Source organism: Nitrincola tapanii (assembly GCF_008368715.1).
GTDB classification, from domain to species: domain Bacteria; phylum Pseudomonadota; class Gammaproteobacteria; order Pseudomonadales; family Balneatricaceae; genus Nitrincola; species Nitrincola tapanii.
Window position 1 is genome coordinate 147,166 of sequence record NZ_SMRS01000008.1, and the last position, 17,904, is coordinate 165,069.

Annotated in this window: 17 protein-coding genes; 13 read left to right on the forward strand and 4 right to left on the reverse strand. The window is 51.9% G+C overall.

Annotated features, from left to right (window positions below):
- Positions 1-94: 94 nt before the first annotated feature.
- The 3 genes from E1H14_RS11410 to E1H14_RS11420 are packed head-to-tail and all read left to right on the forward strand — an operon-like array spanning position 95 to position 5,515.
- The gene (locus tag E1H14_RS11410; RefSeq protein WP_149391602.1) at positions 95-1,495 is read left to right on the forward strand and encodes a Wadjet anti-phage system protein JetA family protein; all 1,401 of its coding nucleotides are present in this window, start codon (positions 95-97) and stop codon (positions 1,493-1,495) included.
- A complete protein-coding gene (locus tag E1H14_RS11415; protein WP_149391603.1) occupies positions 1,489-2,100 on the forward strand; it encodes a DUF4194 domain-containing protein in 612 nt (203 codons plus the stop codon). Before E1H14_RS11410 ends, E1H14_RS11415 begins: the two co-directional genes overlap by 7 nt.
- Positions 2,087-5,515: an SbcC/MukB-like Walker B domain-containing protein gene (locus E1H14_RS11420; RefSeq protein WP_149391604.1), complete on the forward strand. Its 3,429-nt coding sequence runs from the start codon at positions 2,087-2,089 to the stop codon at positions 5,513-5,515. The genes E1H14_RS11415 and E1H14_RS11420 overlap by 14 nt, the downstream gene beginning before the upstream one ends.
- Here the strand turns inward: E1H14_RS11420 and E1H14_RS11425 are convergent.
- Entirely contained in the window at positions 5,469-6,107 is a 639-nt protein-coding gene (locus E1H14_RS11425; protein ID WP_235017448.1) for a hypothetical protein, read from the reverse strand. The two genes, E1H14_RS11420 and E1H14_RS11425, sit on opposite strands and share 47 nt — an antisense overlap.
- A gap of 47 nt (positions 6,108-6,154) precedes the next feature.
- On the opposite strand from E1H14_RS11425, the gene E1H14_RS11430 reads away from it, so the two are divergent.
- The 3 genes from E1H14_RS11430 to E1H14_RS11440 are packed head-to-tail and all read left to right on the forward strand — an operon-like array spanning position 6,155 to position 8,386.
- Positions 6,155-6,694, forward strand: coding sequence for a hypothetical protein (locus E1H14_RS11430; protein ID WP_149391606.1), 540 nt, complete (start codon positions 6,155-6,157; stop codon positions 6,692-6,694).
- 45 nt (positions 6,695-6,739) lie between these two features.
- The gene (locus E1H14_RS11435; protein WP_149391607.1) at positions 6,740-8,071 is read left to right on the forward strand and encodes a DUF3422 family protein; all 1,332 of its coding nucleotides are present in this window, start codon (positions 6,740-6,742) and stop codon (positions 8,069-8,071) included.
- A gap of 3 nt (positions 8,072-8,074) precedes the next feature.
- Entirely contained in the window at positions 8,075-8,386 is a 312-nt protein-coding gene (locus E1H14_RS11440) for a BolA family protein (protein ID WP_149391608.1), read from the forward strand.
- 35 nt (positions 8,387-8,421) lie between these two features.
- On the opposite strand, the gene aroA is transcribed toward E1H14_RS11440, so the two are convergent.
- The gene (gene aroA, locus E1H14_RS11445) at positions 8,422-9,711 is read right to left on the reverse strand and encodes a 3-phosphoshikimate 1-carboxyvinyltransferase (RefSeq protein ID WP_149391609.1); all 1,290 of its coding nucleotides are present in this window, start codon (positions 9,709-9,711) and stop codon (positions 8,422-8,424) included.
- A gap of 88 nt (positions 9,712-9,799) precedes the next feature.
- On the opposite strand from aroA, the gene E1H14_RS11450 reads away from it, so the two are divergent.
- Together E1H14_RS11450 and E1H14_RS11455 are read left to right on the forward strand one after the other, a co-directional pair.
- Positions 9,800-11,605, forward strand: coding sequence for an ABC transporter ATP-binding protein (locus tag E1H14_RS11450; protein ID WP_235017449.1), 1,806 nt, complete (start codon positions 9,800-9,802; stop codon positions 11,603-11,605).
- 127 nt (positions 11,606-11,732) lie between these two features.
- The gene (locus E1H14_RS11455; RefSeq protein ID WP_149391610.1) at positions 11,733-12,200 is read left to right on the forward strand and encodes an outer membrane lipoprotein; all 468 of its coding nucleotides are present in this window, start codon (positions 11,733-11,735) and stop codon (positions 12,198-12,200) included.
- Between the two features lie 86 nt (positions 12,201-12,286).
- Here the strand turns inward: E1H14_RS11455 and E1H14_RS11460 are convergent, their stop codons facing one another.
- On the reverse strand, positions 12,287-12,868 hold the full coding sequence (locus tag E1H14_RS11460; RefSeq protein ID WP_149391611.1) for a YecA/YgfB family protein: 582 nt from the start codon (positions 12,866-12,868) through the stop codon (positions 12,287-12,289).
- Between the two features lie 139 nt (positions 12,869-13,007).
- On the opposite strand from E1H14_RS11460, the gene recQ reads away from it, so the two are divergent.
- The 5 genes from recQ to E1H14_RS11485 all read left to right on the forward strand — a co-directional run bounded on the left by recQ (position 13,008) and on the right by E1H14_RS11485 (position 17,249).
- Entirely contained in the window at positions 13,008-14,888 is a 1,881-nt protein-coding gene (gene recQ / locus E1H14_RS11465) for a DNA helicase RecQ (protein ID WP_149391612.1), read from the forward strand.
- 3 nt (positions 14,889-14,891) lie between these two features.
- On the forward strand, positions 14,892-15,308 hold the full coding sequence (locus tag E1H14_RS11470) for a YqaA family protein (RefSeq protein ID WP_149391613.1): 417 nt from the start codon (positions 14,892-14,894) through the stop codon (positions 15,306-15,308).
- 52 nt (positions 15,309-15,360) lie between these two features.
- The gene (gene ttcA, locus E1H14_RS11475) at positions 15,361-16,272 is read left to right on the forward strand and encodes a tRNA 2-thiocytidine(32) synthetase TtcA (protein WP_149391614.1); all 912 of its coding nucleotides are present in this window, start codon (positions 15,361-15,363) and stop codon (positions 16,270-16,272) included.
- A gap of 67 nt (positions 16,273-16,339) precedes the next feature.
- Entirely contained in the window at positions 16,340-16,855 is a 516-nt protein-coding gene (rfaH, locus tag E1H14_RS11480; RefSeq protein ID WP_149391615.1) for a transcription/translation regulatory transformer protein RfaH, read from the forward strand.
- Between the two features lie 133 nt (positions 16,856-16,988).
- Positions 16,989-17,249 (forward strand): DUF4282 domain-containing protein, encoded by a 261-nt coding sequence (locus tag E1H14_RS11485; RefSeq protein ID WP_149391616.1) that lies wholly within the window; start codon positions 16,989-16,991, stop codon positions 17,247-17,249.
- A gap of 100 nt (positions 17,250-17,349) precedes the next feature.
- On the opposite strand, the gene E1H14_RS11490 is transcribed toward E1H14_RS11485, so the two are convergent.
- The gene (locus E1H14_RS11490) at positions 17,350-17,820 is read right to left on the reverse strand and encodes a Dps family protein (protein ID WP_149391617.1); all 471 of its coding nucleotides are present in this window, start codon (positions 17,818-17,820) and stop codon (positions 17,350-17,352) included.
- Positions 17,821-17,904: the final 84 nt, after the last annotated feature.

The window sequence follows — 17,904 nt, forward strand, 5'->3', positions numbered from 1 at the left end:
GAAATAGGTTAGGCAGGCTGTTCGATTTCGGCTAGAATCTCCCGATTGTTTTTCTTAACCGATCCTGCAGGATGGTTTGAACTCAGGGACACCCATGCTTTTCAATAAGTTACCGGATGATATTTTTCTGCCCTTATCCGGGCAGAATCGCCAGGTGTATCAGGCGGTTTTGCTTGAGCTGGCCGATCTGTATTTCGATGAAGATCTGATCGATCCCTTTATTGCCAAGGATCTGGTGCGCTCCACCATCGAGCATGCGGTTGTGCGTTTAGGGATTCGCCGCTGGGAAAGTGAAGCGGATGAAGAAGTCGAACCGCCGCGCTCCAGTGCCGATTACACCAATCGTATTTACCGGCGTTTAGTGCAATGCGGGTGGTTGGAAGAAGAGCAGCGTATTTATCGTACCTATGTATTACTGGCGCCTGCGGTGAGCCATCTTTTACGCTCCCTGGTCGCGATTGCGCGTTTGGAAAAACGCAGTTATGGCGGCGCGGTGCTCAACGTCCTCAGCTCTTTGGAAGCCGCGATTCACGATCCAGTGGGTCGTGGTATCACCCTTTCGGAAGCGGCCACCACGGCGGCTGAGTTTAGTGCACATCTAACTGACATGCTGTTAGGTCTGCGTGAGATGAAAATGAGCCTGACGGCGAGTCAAAATCCGCAGGAGATCGTGCGGGGTTTCTTTGATCGTTTTGTAGAGCAGATTCTGGTCTCAGACTATAAAACGCTGAAAACACGCAACAACCCCTTCCGTTATCGTCGTCAAATCCTGTCGATGCTGCGCGACTTGCAGTTTGATCTGCTCAAGCTAGAACAGCTGGCCCAGCATTATCAAGTGCAGTATGAGCTGGACTATGATTCGGCCGAAGCACGGGTGCATCAGCATATCCAGCGAATTATTCGGATTTTTGAATCGGTTGATCAGCGCTTAGCCGCCATTGATGATTTCCGTTATCAGCTGGAAAAACGGGTCGCCGATACCGTGCGTTATATGGATAAAACCACGCCTGGGATGGCGGCGCGTTTGTCCCGCCTGATCAGTGAACTGGCCAAACAGCCCGAAACCCAGATTCCCGTGTTAAACACCCTGGAAACGGTCGGTTTCATTTCCCCAGCCAGTGTGCGTTCACCGATTCGTCGTCGGGTTGAAGCAACCCCCAGGGTGATTACCCAATCTCAGATCGATCCGCGTGTGCTGGAGTTGCGTCAGCTGTTTAAGGAGTATAAAGAGCGGCGTGAAGTCAAAATTGACCGTATCGAAGCCTACCTGGCACAGCACTTTGTGCAGCAGACGCAATTGCATGCCACCGATTTCACCATTCGCAGCGTCGAAGATTACATCTGTTTTAGTTACATCCGCCATTTGCAGTCTTTAGGAAAAAAGGCGCGCAAAACTCTTGAAAAATATCGTCTCGAATTTGACGGCAGCTACGTCTGTGTTGATCAGGTGGTTGAGTGTCGAGGCTTTGTGATCCACAGGAAGACATCATGTTAGGTGATTTGCAAAAACTACTTTCCCGCACCGAACAGCACCAAGAAGATGATTTTGTGCGTGCGGCCAATCTTTTGCTGGTCAGCCAGTTTCTCTATGCGGATCGTCCTTTGCATCGGGACAGTTACTTCTTAATTGCCAGTCATTTGAAGTACTTTCAGGATCTGTTTGCGGCCATTGGTTGGCATCTGGTGTATCAACCGGATGAGGCGTATCTCGGTGTGATTCCTCAGGGAGAGGAGCGAGTCCTGCGCCTTAAGCTGGATGAGTCTTTATTCCTACTCTGTTTGCGCCAGATTTATGAGCAAAAACTGGAAACCTTCGAATTAGAGGAAGGCAAAGCCTTTACTCAGACCGATGCGCTCTTGCGTTTGTACAATAATCTGACCGGTAAAGAGATCCCGAATGAGACACGCTTAAAGGAGATTTTGGGTTTGTTCAGCCGTCATGGAGTGATTGAACGGGGCAAAGCGGAGGAAACCGATCCGAAGAACCTGCCTATTCGCATCAACCCGACCATACGCCAGGTCGTGGTAGAGGATTACATCGGACAACTTGAAGCCCTGTGCGATCTCGATACAGCGGAGGTCAATGATGAAACAGCTTAATCGTATCGTTCTGGTCAACTGGTATGTACTGGGTGCCATTGAAATCCCGATTAAAGGCAATGTGGCCATCGTCGGGCCGAACGGTTCTGGTAAGTCCTCTTTGCTGGATGCCATTCAGACCATTCTCATGGGTGGGCATAAACGTCATTTGAGCTTTAACGCCTCGGCAGGTGAAAAATCTGAGCGCTCGTTGCGTACCTATTGCTTGGGTTTTCTGGATGATCAAGGCAAAAAAGCCAATGCGCGTGAAGATTCGCTGACTTACATGGCCTTAAGCTTCTTTGATACGGAAACCGCCAAAGAGAGTTGTGTTGGTATTGCCATCAGTGCTTCTACCGCGAATGCCGATGAAGATGTGCTTGGGCGTTTTATCCTGCCAGATTTTTCCGTCACCCTGGATGACTTTTCGGTGAAACAGGGGGCTGGGCGTTTACCCAAACCCTGGAATGAAGTGCGCGATCACCTATTAAAACAGTGTCCGGAGATGATTCTGGAGAAGCGCGCGGCGCGTTTTATTAAAGAGATGGTGACGCATCTGAGTCATGATCCGCAGATGCCGAATGATGATGAGAAATTCATCAAAAACTTCAAAAATGCCATCAAGTTTGTCCCGATCGACAGCCCAACGCGCTTTATCCGTGAATTTGTACTGGATGAAAATATCGTCCATGTTGGGGCCTTTCGTAAGTCGCTGGATGAGTATCGGGCGATGGAGCAAAAAACCCGTGAGGTGGCCAATCGTATCGCCGAGCTGGAGAAGATCCAGGAGATGTGTCAGGGCATCTCGCGCAATGTCAAAAATGCGATTGAATATGAGTGGGTGGTGCATGAATCGCGCTTTGAGCAGGCCGATCTGAAAAAAGAGGAAGCTGCCGAACGCTTGGAAACCTACAGTGAGCAGGAAGAGACGCTGCAGCGGAATCTCGCGCAGAAAAGCGAAGAGTTAAACCAGGCCATGCAGGCGCTGGCCAATGCGCGTGCGGAACTGAATAACAGCGATTCAGCACATAAGATCAATGCCTTGGAATCGCGCATCAGTGCACGCCAGCATGAGCAAGCGGTGGTACGTGACAAGATTCAGCAGGCCTATGGTCTATTGCGTAGCAGTGTCGGATTTGCAGAACAGTCCGCACTCTTGCCGGAAAACTTCCGCCCCTTGGTTGAGCAAGCTGTCAGCCTCTGGCGCTCGGGTGAAAGTACGCTCGCCGATCTTTGGCCGGAAAATCCAGTCGAGGTCGATGCCGTACTGACTCAGTTACGAGATCAGGTGGACCCCGTACGCAAGAGTGTAGCGCGTAAATATGAAGAGTCGGTCATTCGTTTGAATGATCTGCGCAGCCAGATTCAGAGCCAAAAAAGCGCGGTGGAGCAGTTGCAGCAGGGGCGTGCACCGGTGCGTCATGCTACGCGTGAGTTGATCGAGCTGCTGGCGGAATATGGCATAGAGTCCACACCGATCTGTGAGTTGGTCGATATCACCGAGGATAAGTGGCGTATTGCCATTGAGTCTTTCCTCGGCGCACGGCGTGAAGCTTTGGTGGTGGCACCGGATCGAGTGAAAGAAGCCATTACACTCTATCGTCGCAAAGGCCGTCATCTAAAAGGTTGCCGTATTATCAACACCACCAAAAGTGGGGAATGGCTGCATCGTACTAAGCCGGGTTCTTTGGCGCTGTTTATCGATTCTCAAGATGAACATGCGCGCGCCTATATGAACCGTGCCTTGGGCGCTGTGATGGCAGTTGAAACCGAATCCGAGCTGCTGCGTCATGAGCGTGCATTAACCTATGATTGCATGTTGCAGAGTGAAGGTTCGACCACCTCGATCAATGAACTGAGCCCGATTATGGGCGTGCGCCGCCGTGGTGATCAATTGGCGCAGCAGGGCAAGCAGGTGGATCAGTTGATTGCGGAATTTACCCAGTTGGGTAAACAGCATGAACAGCTGGAAAAACTGCGTGATGCACTGATACGTTTATCCTCCGGTTTAAGTCAGATCAATGAGCGAGTGTTTGATCTGGTAACGTCGCGTGAGCAGCTGAGTGTTGAGATCCAGGGTTATCAGCAAGCGATTACCGATCTGCGTAATCATGATGACTCCGGGGCGCAACAGCGCTTAGCGGATCTGGCAGAGGCTCAGAAACAGGTTGAAGCTCAGCAAAAATCCTTGATGGATAAGTTGCAAAAAGTGCGTACCGGTATGATCAAGGATACCGCCTCCTTAGAGACACTTGAGCGTGAATTAAGTGAACACGCACGGGCGCGTAGCCAGTGTCAGGAGCATCCGCAATTTGATGCCCAGTCCGCACAGGAAAAGCGTGATTACCTCGATGAAGGGTGTGGCGCTGAACTTGAGCGTGTCATTTTTGAAGCAGCCAAAAAAGCGCAAAGTGAATTGCAGCTGCATGAGAAAAAGAAAAACGCAGTGCGTGATGCCGTGGCGCAATACAAGGCACGTTATCATGCCGGTGGCTTGAGTCATCAGGGCTTGGATAATATCAGTGCCGACTCCACCCACGAAGATCTGGAAAAATATGTGAATGAGACGGTGACGGTTCTACAGGAGTCGGAACTGGCGCTCTACACTCAGAAGGCAGAGCGTGCACGTCTGGAGGCCGAAACGGCCTTCCGCTCAGATTTTGTCGCGCATCTGAATGATCAGATCAATAAGATTAAAGACTTGATTCGTGAGCTCAACAGCCATCTGAAAAACCGACCTTTCCACAAAGAGATGTATAGCTTTGAGATGATGCCCAACCCCGAACTCAAAGATATTCTTGAGTTGGTGGAAGCTTACACGCGAATGGATCAGGCCAATGTGGGTTCACTTTTCGACATCCATCATGAAACCGATACCGGACACCGTGATGCGTTGGCAAAGATCCATGAAGTGCTGAAAAGTGAAGGTGATAGCAACCTGCTGCAGGATTACCGCAACTTCTATAACTTTGAGTTGGTGGTGAAGGATCTGGAAGGGAATCGTAAAACCACCCTGACTCAGCGTATCAAGACCGGTTCCGGGGGAGAGCATCAGGTGCCGTTTTATGTTGCGATGGCCGCCGCTTTAGGGGCGACCTATCGTTTGAAAGAAAGCAGTGATGGTCAGCCGGTCGGCGGCTTCAGTCTGTCGGTATTTGATGAGGCCTTTAATAAACTGGATTCGGAAAATACCGTGACTTCGCTGGGCTTTATGTCAGATCTGGGTCTGCAAACCATCATTGCGGCACCGGATGAAAAATACTCACTGCTCAGTTCCTGCATGGATACGATCATCAACGTTTGCCGTGATGGGCGTATCGTGGATCTGGATGTGGAGTTTCCGACGGAAAAAGGTAAGGCGCTCTTGGCCTCGGATCACCCTTACAAACTCATGTCCGCCGCAGACGTTGAGGCGGCGGAGTCAGCCGGGGTGTAAGTTGCACCTGGGGGCGCTGCAGACGTGAGAGCCGCAGTCCCTCCAGTTCAGTGCTGATGTGCCAGTGCTCTGGCTCTTCAATCAGACTGACCAGCAGCCCTAGGGGGGTGTAGCGGCCCTCTAAAGCCTGCCACTGCGAAAATTGTTGATTCGCCAGCAGACGTCGGACACTGTCCAGATCCCAAATCTCGGGCAGCTTTTCTAAGGCGCTGAGCAGTTGGCTGGCCGCCGGTTCTGGCAGGTTGCGCTCACGAGCAAACGAGCGGCGCAGGCTCAGATCAGAGCTGAAACCGGGTAAGGCGTTGTCACGGACATTGCTGTCAAATGCCAGCTCGGATAAACCACGCAGTAAAAAACTTAAGCTCCATTGGCAGCCACGAATCAAATCCCAAGCCGGCTCCAGGCTAGTTTTAGAGCCCAGAGTGTAACGGATCGGATCGGAACTGCCGGATGGGAAATGAGTCAATTGCAGGAAGGTACCCTGAAAGTCGACCAAAACGGGCGGCGTATCGATTAAACAGTAAGGCGTTTCACGGCGCATAAAGGCTAACCATTCCTCACGTGTTTCTAAACCAGGCAGTACCCGAATCATCATGGTCTTGATAAGCTACTCGAATCAATTTTAAGGGTGTTCATTCTATGCTAGCACGACTCACACCACTAGTTTTGAGTGGCGCGCTGATCCTGCCCGTCCACGCCGAAGGGGTGTTTACTCAAGGGGATGCGCTACTGTTACAGACCTCTCTCTGGACGGTGCACTATAGTCCCGAGCCTGAACATAACAACCATCAAAAGCTGCTCAACGTCGAATGGTTGGCACCGAAAACGGATCTGACCGAGTTGCAGCGTCCAGGGGGGTTGGATTGGCGTGATGAAGTGCGTTGGTTGGCGGGTGTGGCCAGCTTCGATAACTCTTTTAGCCAGCGCAGCACTTATGTCTATGGGGGTGGGCGTTATGACTTCCCACTGCAGCCGCAAACCCAAGCGTATGTCAAAGTTACCGCCGGTTTATTGCACGGCTATAAAGACGAGTATCGAGACAAGATTCCGTTTAACCGTTTTGAAATTGCGCCAGCGATCTTACCGGCGGTAGGCTTGGAATATCATCGTTTGAATCTTGAACTCATCCCCTTTGGCACCGCTGGGGCGATGGTGAATCTGGGTTTTTATCTGCGTTAAGCGTCAGACAATGCGAGTGCTGTGTGCGCTGTTAAGGATCTTTTTATGTTTTTGCCGGAATTTGGATTAAATCAACATCCGCAGCGTGATGCCCTCTATGCTGAGCTGCACTCACGCCCATTTCAGGTGATCCCTTGCCCGGCGCGGATTACACATATCGCGCTGTTGAGTTCACGCGAGGAGCGGCAGGCACAGTTTCAGCATCTGCAAAACCTGCATCAACGCTATGGCGTCGAGCCCCCGCAGGAAGAGGTGAGCTGTTACGAAAAGACTTTTGGCGCTTTGCGGGTGCGACGTGAAACGCATATGGAGTTCACCACCTATACCTTTATCAATTTGCAAGCCTGCGAAGAGGTCTGTCCCTTTGATTATACCGGGATCAGCCCTTTGCCTGAGGGTTGGTTAGCGGCCTTACCGGGACAGGTGGTGGCGGCCTTTCATATTGCCTTGGAAGCGGCACGCACAAGTGTTGAAGAGGATTTGCAGCTCGTACGCCCCTATTTTGAAGGAAAGCGCTTGGTCGGAAGCAGCCCACAGCAAGGCAGTGCCCGTGTTTGGGGTAGCTTTCAGCTGCATCGTGATGGTTTTGGGCGTTTTATGGTGCTCAATCACAGCATGTCGGATAGCCAGTTAGGCCGTTTAACTCAGCGCTTGATGGAGATCGAAACCTACCGCCTTATGTCACAGCTTTCGTTGCAGTTAGCGCGTGAAATTTCACCGCAGCTGTTTGATATGGATCAGCAGCTGGCCGTCATCACCCAAGCTCTGACCGAAAATCAGGGGGTGGATGAGCGTGCGATTCTGGCGGATTTAACCGATATGGCGGCACGTATAGAAGCCTTCCGTGCCCGGTCTACGTTTCGTTTTTCCGCTACCTCAGCCTACCATCAGCTGGTGCTCACACGTTTAGAAGAGTTGCGTGAGGATGAGTTATCCGGCCATCTGACGATTAAAGAGTTTATGACACGACGTTTAACACCGGCCGTGCAGACCTGCCGTTCCGTGGGCGAGCGTCTAGAGGATCTGTCACGGCGTATCGATCGAGCTTCCGATATGATGCGGACCCGGGTGGAGTTGTCGATTCAGCATCAAAATCAAACACTGTTAAGTTCGATGGATAAACGCTCCCAGGTACAGCTGATGATGCAGCATACGGTCGAAGGTCTGTCTGTGGTGGCGATTAGTTATTATCTGGTTGGACTTTTGAAGTATCTGATTGATGCGCTCTATGATTCAGGTGTGGCTTTTAACAAGTCGCTCGTCATCGGTGCCATGATTCCGCTGGTCTTGGTGGCGGTCTGGTTAAGTGTGCGCCGTATTCACCATCACTTTATGGCCCTGGCAGACAAACAGCAGGCGGGGCCGAAACAGGACTAAATCATGAATGTTGCTGAACGTTTAGAAACCTTGATTCGAGCAGAACTGGCCGTGGATGCGCTGGCACTGGAAAATGAAAGCCATATGCATGCTGGGCCTGCGAGTGAGAGCCACTTTAAGCTGGCGCTGGTGAGTCCTGAGTTTGTTGGGATGAGCAAAGTGAAGCGTCATCAGCGCGTCTATGGCATTGTTGCCGAGCTGATGCAAAATCCAATTCATGCTCTGGCTTTGCATCTCTATAGCCCAGAAGAGTGGGCCAGCCTGTCAGGGGAGGTGCCTCTGTCGCCGAATTGTATGGGTGGCTCGAAGAAGTAAAGTCGACTTCAGCCACCCGCTTGGCCGCCTAGGCGCTAGCGCTCGCAGGTGATGGAGCGGAAGAGGCTGAAGTACTCGGGGAAGGTTTTGCGTGTACAGCCTGGATCTTCGATGGTGATGGGCACATCACCAAACGCGGCCAGAGAGAAACACATCGCCATACGATGATCATCGTAGGTATGGATGGAGGCACTTTTCAGCTGTGCCGGCGGTGTGATTTCGATAAAGTCCTCACCCTCAACCACTTCAGCACCGACTTTGCGCAGTTCGGTGGCCATCGCGCTTAAGCGATCTGTTTCCTTGACGCGCCAGTTATAGATGTTGCGGATCGCGGTTTTGCCTTGAGCAAAGAGCGCCGTGGTGGCAATCGTCATGGCGGCATCAGGAATAGCATTCAGATCCTGATCCACGCCTTTTAATTCAGCGCCACGTTTCACCTGAATCCAGGTTGGGCCATATTCCACTTCGGCGCCCATATCCGCTAGAACCTGCGCAAAGGCTTTGTCTCCCTGCACACTGTCTGCACCCACACCGTACACCCGCACCGTCCCCCCGGCAATCGCGGCGGCGGCCAAGAAGTAGGAGGCAGAAGAGGCGTCCCCTTCGACCATGATCTCACCAGGTGAGCGGTATTGCTGTCCGGCGCGTACAACAAAACGCTGGTACTGATGATTTTCTACCTGCACACCAAACAGCTGCATCGTGTGCAGGGTGATGTCGATGTAAGGCTTGGACACAAGTTCGCCTTCGACTTCTATGATTAGGTCAGAGGTTGCCAAGGGGGCGGCCATGAGTAATGCCGTCAGGAATTGGCTGGAGATGTTGCCGCGAATGCTGACATGCCCACCCTGCAGACCCTGGGCTTGAATGCGCAGAGGCGGGTAGCCTTCATTTTCCAGATAATCAATCTGCGCACCCAATGTGCGCAGCGCATCGACGAGATCACGAATGGGGCGTTCATACATGCGTGGCTCGCCGGTCAGGGTGTATTCACCCTGGCCCAAGCATAAAGCCGCACAGAGTGGACGCATTGCCGTGCCGGCATTGCCAAGAAATAGCTGCAAGGCTTCGGGATTACGGAAAGCCTGGCCCAGACCTTGGAGGTCGCAACTGCGTTTGTCTTCCGCTAAGGTATAGTCCACCCCGAGTTGGTGCAAAGCCGTTAGCATGTGGCGCACATCATCGCTATCCAGCAGGTTGGTAATGCGAGTTCGTCCTTCAGCCAGGGCCGCTAAAAGAAGAATACGGTTGGAAAGGCTTTTTGAGCCGGGAATTTGCACGCTGCCATCAGCACGCGCAAGAGGGTTCAGAGTCAGGCTATCCATCTGAGGTGGTCCATCTGTTAGGCCATATCGGATTACGGAAAAAAGTGCGCATAAACTAACATTAATTGCTTGTGGGAGCGAGTCGGCCGTGAAATCAGCGACCCTACCTGAAGAAACCTATCATTGGCGTTATATCCTCAAGATCGCTCTTGAGCACCGGCGTGAATTGATTCGTGCCAATCTGATCGCAATTATCGCCGCGATCGCCTCGGTACCTGTGCCTCTGTTGATGCCGCTCTTGGTCGATGAAGTGTTACTCGACCAACCCGGCTTTATTGTGGCTCAGGTCAATCGTTGGTTTCCTGAGGGTTGGCAGGGGCCTGTTTTATATATCTTTGCGGTCTTTTTTCTCACCATCCTGCTGCGCTTGATCGCGCTGGTGTTAAACGTTTGGCAGGCACGGCAGTTCACGATCATCTCCAAGGATCTGATTTTTCGTATTCGTAGTGCCTTGCTGGAGCGGCTGCAGCGGATCTCAATGGCGGAGTACGAAACTCTAGGCAGTGGGCGGGTGGCCTCACACTTTGTCACGGATCTGGATACGCTGGATCGTTTTGTGGGCAGTTCCGTCAGTCGGTTATTGGTCGCCACCCTCTCAATTCTGGGTACTGCGATCATTTTATTGATCATGCATTGGCAACTGGCACTGTTTATTCTGTTTTTAAATCCCTTGGTGATTTGGCTGACTATGGCCATAGGCAAGCGTATCAAGGATCTGAAAAAACAAGAAAACCAAGCCTATGAAGTGTTTCAGGGCGCCTTGACGGAAACGCTGGATGCGATTCAGCAGATCCGTGCCTACAATCGTGAGCGTCACTATCTGCAGCGCTTAGTGGATAAAGCGCGCGGTGTGCGTGATCACTCTTGCCGCTTTGAGTGGCAATCGGATGCAGCCAACCGTTTGAGTTTTTTGGTCTTCCTCATAGGTTTTGATCTGTTTCGTTCGGTGTCGATGCTGATGGTCGTGTTTTCAGATTTGAGTGTTGGGCAGATGATGGCGGTGTTTGGTTATCTCTGGTTCATGATGGGGCCGGTGCAGGAAGTGTTAGGCATTCAGTATGCCTGGTATGGCGCTAAGGCGGCCTTAGCACGGGTCAATCGGCTGACCCATCTGAACCTGGAACCGGCGTATCCAGCCCATCAAGATCCTTTTGCGGGTAAACGTAGCGTTGGGTTGAAATTAGAACAGGTAAGATTTAGTTACCGTCCCGGTCAAGAGGTGTTAAAAGGCATTAGTCTGAGTATTGCACCGGGTGAGAAGGTCGCCTTGGTGGGCGCCAGTGGTGGGGGTAAATCAACGCTGGTGCAGGTGCTCTTGGGACTCTATCCAGCGCAATCCGGTCAGGTGTGCTTTGATGGCGTGCCCGTCACCGAAATAGGGCTGCATCAGGTGCGTGAACATGTCGCGACCGTCTTGCAGCAACCGGCACTCTTTGATGGCAGTATTCGCGAAAACTTGTGTATGGGGCGTGATTTTGCCGACGTTGAACTCTGGCAGGCCTTAGAGGTGGCTCAGCTCAAAAGCTTTGTCGAACAGGAGTTGAGTGCCGGGCTGGAAACGCGTGTCGGGCGGCAGGGAGTGCGTTTGTCGGGTGGGCAGCGTCAGCGCCTGGCCATTGCACGTATGGTTTTGGCCGATCCCCAGGTGGTGATTTTGGATGAAGCCACCTCCGCGCTGGATACAGAAACGGAAGCGGCTTTGCATCAGGCGTTAAATACCTTCTTGCAGGGGCGCACCACACTCATCGTCGCACATCGACTGAGTGCCGTGAAACAGGCGGATCGTGTGCTCGTTTTTGAAGATGGACAGGTGGCAGAAGAGGGCAGTCATCAGGAATTACTGGAACAAAATGGCCTCTATGCACGTCTCTATGGTCAGAAGCAAAATGTGTAACCGGGGGGTGTATTTCGGTTAAAGAAATGGTGTCTAGTCATCGTCTGTTCAGTTTCAATCGGTAGACTGTGCGGTTAAACGCTTATTTGAATTCCTGGCACAGCCAGGCTCGTGAAGGAGAGAGAAAATGAAGAAGTCAGTCGTACTGGTCTCGTTGGTGCTGAGTGGTGCCCTGCTGGCAGGTTGTGCCCAGTCCACCTTGACGGGAACCAGTTATAGCCGGGGTGAAGCGCGAAGTGCGCAAAGTGTGCAGTACGGGCGTGTTGAGTCGGTGGTGCCTGTGGTGATTGAAGGTCGTACTGATGGCATCGTTGGTGCCGGTACCGGTGCAGTGATCGGCGGCGTGGCCGGTAGTAATATCGGTGGCGGCAGTGGCCAGACCTTGGCAACGGTGCTGGGTGCTGTGGCCGGTGGGATTGCAGGGCAGCGTGCAGAAGAGATGATCAGCCGCCGTCAGGGTCTGGAGATCACGGTGCGTTTGGATAATGGCAACGTGGTGTCTGTTGTTCAGGAAGTGGATAACAACCAGAGCTTTGGTGTGGGCCAGCGTGTGCGGGTGTTGGGTCAGGGTTCCACCATGCGTGTCACCTACTGATTTGATCCTAGATCGCAGGCTCGTGACAGACAAAAAAACCGGCCGCTTGAAGTTTTTCAAGGGCCGGTTTTTTTATGTCAAATCTGTTACTTGTCGGGCGCGTGGAAATAGAGATACAGATCCACCAGGAGTTCTGGAATCTGTTCGGCCATCTCTTCGCTTAGCGCACGATCCTGGCGTATTTCAAGGATTTCGGTATCTTCAAAGAGTTCCGATGCCACCATGATCGGCAGCAGCATACCGGCGACGGTTTCTTCATCCCGGCCAAACCACTCCTCTTCACGCAGAAACACGCCTTCCATGAAAGACTGAGCCCAGATCGTGAGTTCCGGCAGATCTTCATCTTCGTCGGTATCCAGCGTCAGCTCACAGGGCAGTAGCGTTTCCTGATCATTGTAAAGATCGCTGGCCAGCGTCTTGTGCAGTTTGCGCAGCAGGGTCTGGTAATGGTTTTTTTCCTCTTCCGAGGCCCACTCGGGTTCTGAATCAAACAGCAGCGCCATCCATTCGGCTTCTGGAATCTCGACGGGGCTGATATTCACCGCACAGAGCAAACCATGAGCACCGATCAGATCCAGCGCATCTTCCGAGACGGAATCGGAAAACAAAAAGGCTTCCAGATCATCCAATTCCGCTTCAGTAATTAAACCTTGTGCGTTTGTATTCATACGCTTTCCCCGTAAATCCGTGACTAAGACGCGGCCATTCTAACCTGTAACCGAAAGAGGAGATATGACTCTTTTGTGTCGATTGCAAGAATTCTCTGAAGGATGACTTTAACCCAGGCTTGCCGGATAATGCTGGCCCATGAAGTCTACACCCTCCTTACCTGATCACGCGCTTGAGCAGGCACGCCATTTACTGGCCGATGTGTTCGGTTTCAGCCAGTTTCGTCCTCCTCAAGAAGCCGTGGTGTCCAGCCTGCTATGCGGTCGTGATGCGCTGGTGGTGATGCCGACCGGAGGCGGCAAGTCGCTTTGTTATCAACTGCCCTCCTTGGTGCGCCCGGGTACGGGAGTGGTGGTATCGCCTTTGATCGCGTTAATGCAGGATCAAGTCAGTGCGCTGTCACAACTCGGCATTCGTGCGGGCTGTCTAAATTCCGCCTTGGATCTGTCTCAGCTGCAAGCCACCGAGCAGGCTTTGCTAAAAGGCGAGTTGGATCTGCTCTATGTCGCACCGGAGCGTCTCTTGCAGCCGCGCACCCTGGCGGTGTTGCAACGCTGCTCCATCGCACTCTTTGCCATCGATGAAGCGCACTGTGTCTCGCAGTGGGGGCATGATTTTCGTCCTGAATATCTACAGTTAGATCGTTTAAGCGCTCTGTTTCCTGAGGTGCCGCGCATCGCGCTGACCGCCACAGCGGATGAGCGGACACGGCGTGAGATCCTGCATCGACTGGCCCTGCGTGAAGCCGATGAATATGTGCAGGGATTTGATCGTCCGAATATTCGTTATCGCATCGGCCAGAAGGAGCGCGCCCGCGAGCAGTTACTCAAGTTTATTCGCGACGAACACGAACAGGATGCGGGCGTAGTGTACTGCCTATCACGCAAGCGGGTTGAAGAAACCGCAGCCTTCCTCTGTGATCGCGGCCTCAACGCTTTGCCCTATCATGCCGGCTTAAGCGCCGAGTTACGCCAACACCATCAACACCGTTTTCTGACTGAAGAGTCGATCATCATGGTCGCCACCATCGCATTTGGCATGGGGATCGACAAACCCAATGTGCGGTTTGTTGCGCATCTGGATCTACCGCGTTCGGTAGAGGCCTATTATCAGGAAACCGGTCGTGCTGGGCGTGATGGATTACCGGCCGATGCCTGGATGGTGTATGGCTTACAGGATGTACTCTTTTTACGCCAAATGCTGGAAAGCTCGAATGCGCAGGATCAAATTAAACAGATCGAGCGCCAAAAGTTGGAAGCCATGTTGGGCTTGTGTGAGATCACCACCTGTCGTCGTCAGGCGCTGCTCAGCTATTTTGGAGAAACCGAGCATCCGCCCTGCGGCAACTGTGATACCTGTTTAGAGCCGGTACCGGTTTGGGATGCAACCGAGGCGGTCCGTAAAGCACTTTCAGCGGTGTATCGCAGCGGTCAGCGTTTTGGTGTGAACCATGTGATCGATATTTTGCTGGCGCAAGACAGTGACAAGGTTCGCCAGTACGGGCATCAAAAACTCAGCACCTGGGGCATAGGTCGGGATTTGGATCGTAATCAATGGCGCTCTGTATTTCGCCAATTGGTTGCGCGTGGATTGGTGCGTGTTGATGCCGAGGGGCGTGGTGTTCTGTTGTTGAATGAAACCTGTCGTCCACTCTTAAAAGGGGAGGCGCAGATTGAGCTGCGCCAAGATCCGCGTGGCCCAACCAGTCGCAAGGATTTTCGCAGTGCGGCTCGGCGCGAGCGCAGCAATCCTGCATTGCGGCGTTTGGATCCAGCAGAAGAACAACTCTGGGAAGCCTTACGCGCCTTGCGCAAAGAGTTAGCCCAAGAGCAAGATGTGCCGCCTTATGTCATTTTCCACGATGCCACCCTGATGGAAATGGTGCTCTATCGCCCCCAAACTGAGCAGCAGATGCGCAGCCTGAGTGGTGTTGGCGAGCGTAAGTTTGCGCTCTATGGAGAAGCCTTCCTGCGCATCATTGATGAACATCGTGGCCAAACTACCTGGGTGGCACCTTAAGGCATGGATAGCGCGCTGCTTTCGCTGTTTATCAGCGCCCTCATCTCCGCCACGCTGCTGCCCGGTGGTTCGGAAGCGCTGCTTGTCTACTGGCTGATGCAAGAGAGTCATGCTCCCTACCTACTGGTCTTCAGCGCCACACTGGGCAATGTGTTGGGCAGCCTGATCACTTACGCTATGGGTTTGTTACTTAATCATTATTACCCACTCAAGCTTTTGCAGGGCAAGTCGCATCAACGCGCACGCGACTGGATCGAGCGCTATGGTGCCTGGGCTCTACTTCTCGCCTGGTTGCCGATTGTCGGTGATCCTTTGTGCTTTGTGGCCGGCTGGTTGCGCGTATCCCCCGTCTGGAGCTTTTTAGCCATTAGCCTTGGAAAGACACTGCGCTACAGCTTGATCGCGTTTTGGTGGCTGTGATCTTGGTGTATACTTCGCAGCCAGTCCACTGACCCGATTTTCTGGAAGTTGCATGAACAGCGCCGTCGAAACTGAAGATAAAAAGCTCAAAACTCGTTTGAATAAATTACAAAAGCGTCTGCGCCGTGAAGTGGGTCAAGCCATTGAAACCTTCAACATGATTGAAGACGGCGACAAGGTGATGGTGTGTCTATCGGGTGGCAAGGATTCCTACGCCATGCTCGACATCCTGATGAACCTGCAGAAGAGTGCCCCGATCCAGTTTGAACTGGTGGCGGTGAATCTTGATCAGAAGCAACCGGGTTTCCCTGAACATATCCTGCCTGACTATCTGCAAAGCCTCGGCGTGCCTTTCCATATTGTCGAGCGCGATACCTATTCCGTCGTTAAGGCGCTGGTGCCTGAAGGGAAAACCACCTGCGGCCTCTGTTCGCGTTTGCGTCGAGGAACGCTCTATGGATTTGCAGAAGAGATCGGTGCCAATAAAATCGCGCTGGGCCATCACCGGGATGACATTTTAGAAACCTTTTTCCTCAACATGTTCTACGGCGGCAAACTCAAGGCCATGCCACCGAAGCTGGTGTCGGATGATGGCAAAAACATGGTCATTCGCCCTCTGGCTTATGCGCGTGAAAAGGATATCAGTGCCTACGCCGAGCTCAGGGGTTTTCCGATCATCCCGTGTAATCTCTGTGGCTCACAGGAAAATCTGCAGCGCCAAGTGATTAAAGAGATGCTGCAGGCTTGGGATAAAACCCACCCAGGACGCATTGAAACCATGTTCCGTTCCCTCTGCAACGTGGTGCCTTCCCATCTTGCCGATGCCGAGCTGTTTGATTTTAAAGGCCTGCAATTGGGTTATGCGCATGGCATTCATCCCGGGATGCAAGGTTTTGAGAAAAACGGAATGAATCCGATTAGTATTACGCAACCTGCTGAAAGAATTGATATTTTGGCGCTTTGATTCAAATTAATCATTTCGGTATAAGATTCGCCGATCAGTTTTAAAGTTGTAAACATAGGATTTCGGTGTGGCTGAGGGTGAGCTTGAAGTACAGCAACGCGCATGGTTTCTGGTGCAGTGTAAAGCCGGAGAAACCGAACGTGCCTTCGAGAACCTCGCGCGCCAAAACTATGAATGTTTTATGCCACAAATCGAGCAGGAAAAAATCCGCAAAGGTAAGCGTGTGCGCCTGCTTGAACCTCTCTTCCCCGGTTATCTGTTTATCCACCTCGATCAACTCGCGGATAACTGGCGTCCCATTCGTTCAACACGTGGAGTCTCGCGTTTAGTGTCCTTTGGTGGTCTGCCTTTGGCGGTTTCCAACGATTTGATCGCTGATTTACAAAAGCGCTGTCAAAATGTGGTGATTGAGCTGGGCTTTAATGCGGGAGATAGGGTGCGTGTGACCGATGGAGCATTTTCGGAGCTGGAAGCTGTATTTGAAAGTTATGATGGCCAGGAGCGTGTGATTATTCTTCTCGATTTTTTGCAGCGCCAACAGAGAGTGACGATCCCTATATCAGGCTTAAAGAAGCTCGATTGAATGCATGTGTTGTTATCAATTTTATATACCAAAGTCGCTATTCAAAGATTTGTAAAACGTTTAAGGTAAAGCATCTATTTTTAGTTTAAACCCAATGATTCTATAGGAATCTCAACCAAGGAAAGGACTCAAGATGAAAAACATCTTCTTCTTCGATGCAATGCTCACCCCTAAAATCATTACCTTCGTTTATTGGCTGCTGCTGGTAGGCGTGGTGCTAACGGGTTTGGGAATGATTATTGGCAGTTTTAATGCCTATTATGGCGGTGGCATGATGTTTCTCGGCGGTTTGGCGACCATTGTGTTTGGGGCAGTGGGCGTGCGTATTTGGTGTGAGTTGCTGATTGTGCTGTTTAAGATCAACGACAATATCCGCCGTCTGGCTGACAAGTAAACTTCATCCTTCGGGATTAGTTGCTCAGTCTAATGAAAAAAACCGCTGTTCAGCATTTGAAGCAGCGGTTTTTTATTGTCCAGAATTTGTGTGGCAGCGTTTATTTGTTCAAAACGCGCAGCATCCAGGCAGTCTTTTCATGCACACGCATACGATCTGAAACCAGTGCGGTGGTGGATTCATCGTCCGCACCTTGGGCGATTTTCATCACATCACGGCAGGTTTTCACTACGGTTTCATGGCCGTGGGTGAGGAGATCGACCATCTCTTTTGCGCTGGGCACACCTTCCACTTCTTCGATTTTGCTTAAACGCGCAAACTCTTTATAAGTGCCGGGTGCGGCAACGTCGAGGGTGCGGATGCGTTCTGCAATATCATCCACCGCCAGTGCCAGTTCGTTGTAGTGCTCTTCAAACATCAGATGCAGTTCACGAAACTGTGGGCCGGTGACGTTCCAATGAAAGTTGTGGGTTTGTAGATACAGTGTGTAGGTATCGGCCAGCAGGTGCTTAAGACCTTCAGCGATTTTTTCGCGGTCGGATTTGCTGATGCCTATGTCCATTTTGCTCATCTTTAGCTCCTCATTACGAGCAGAGTTTCACCCTGGGGTTGATCTGTTTAGTTAAGCGGTGGCGTAGATCGGCTGAGACTGAGT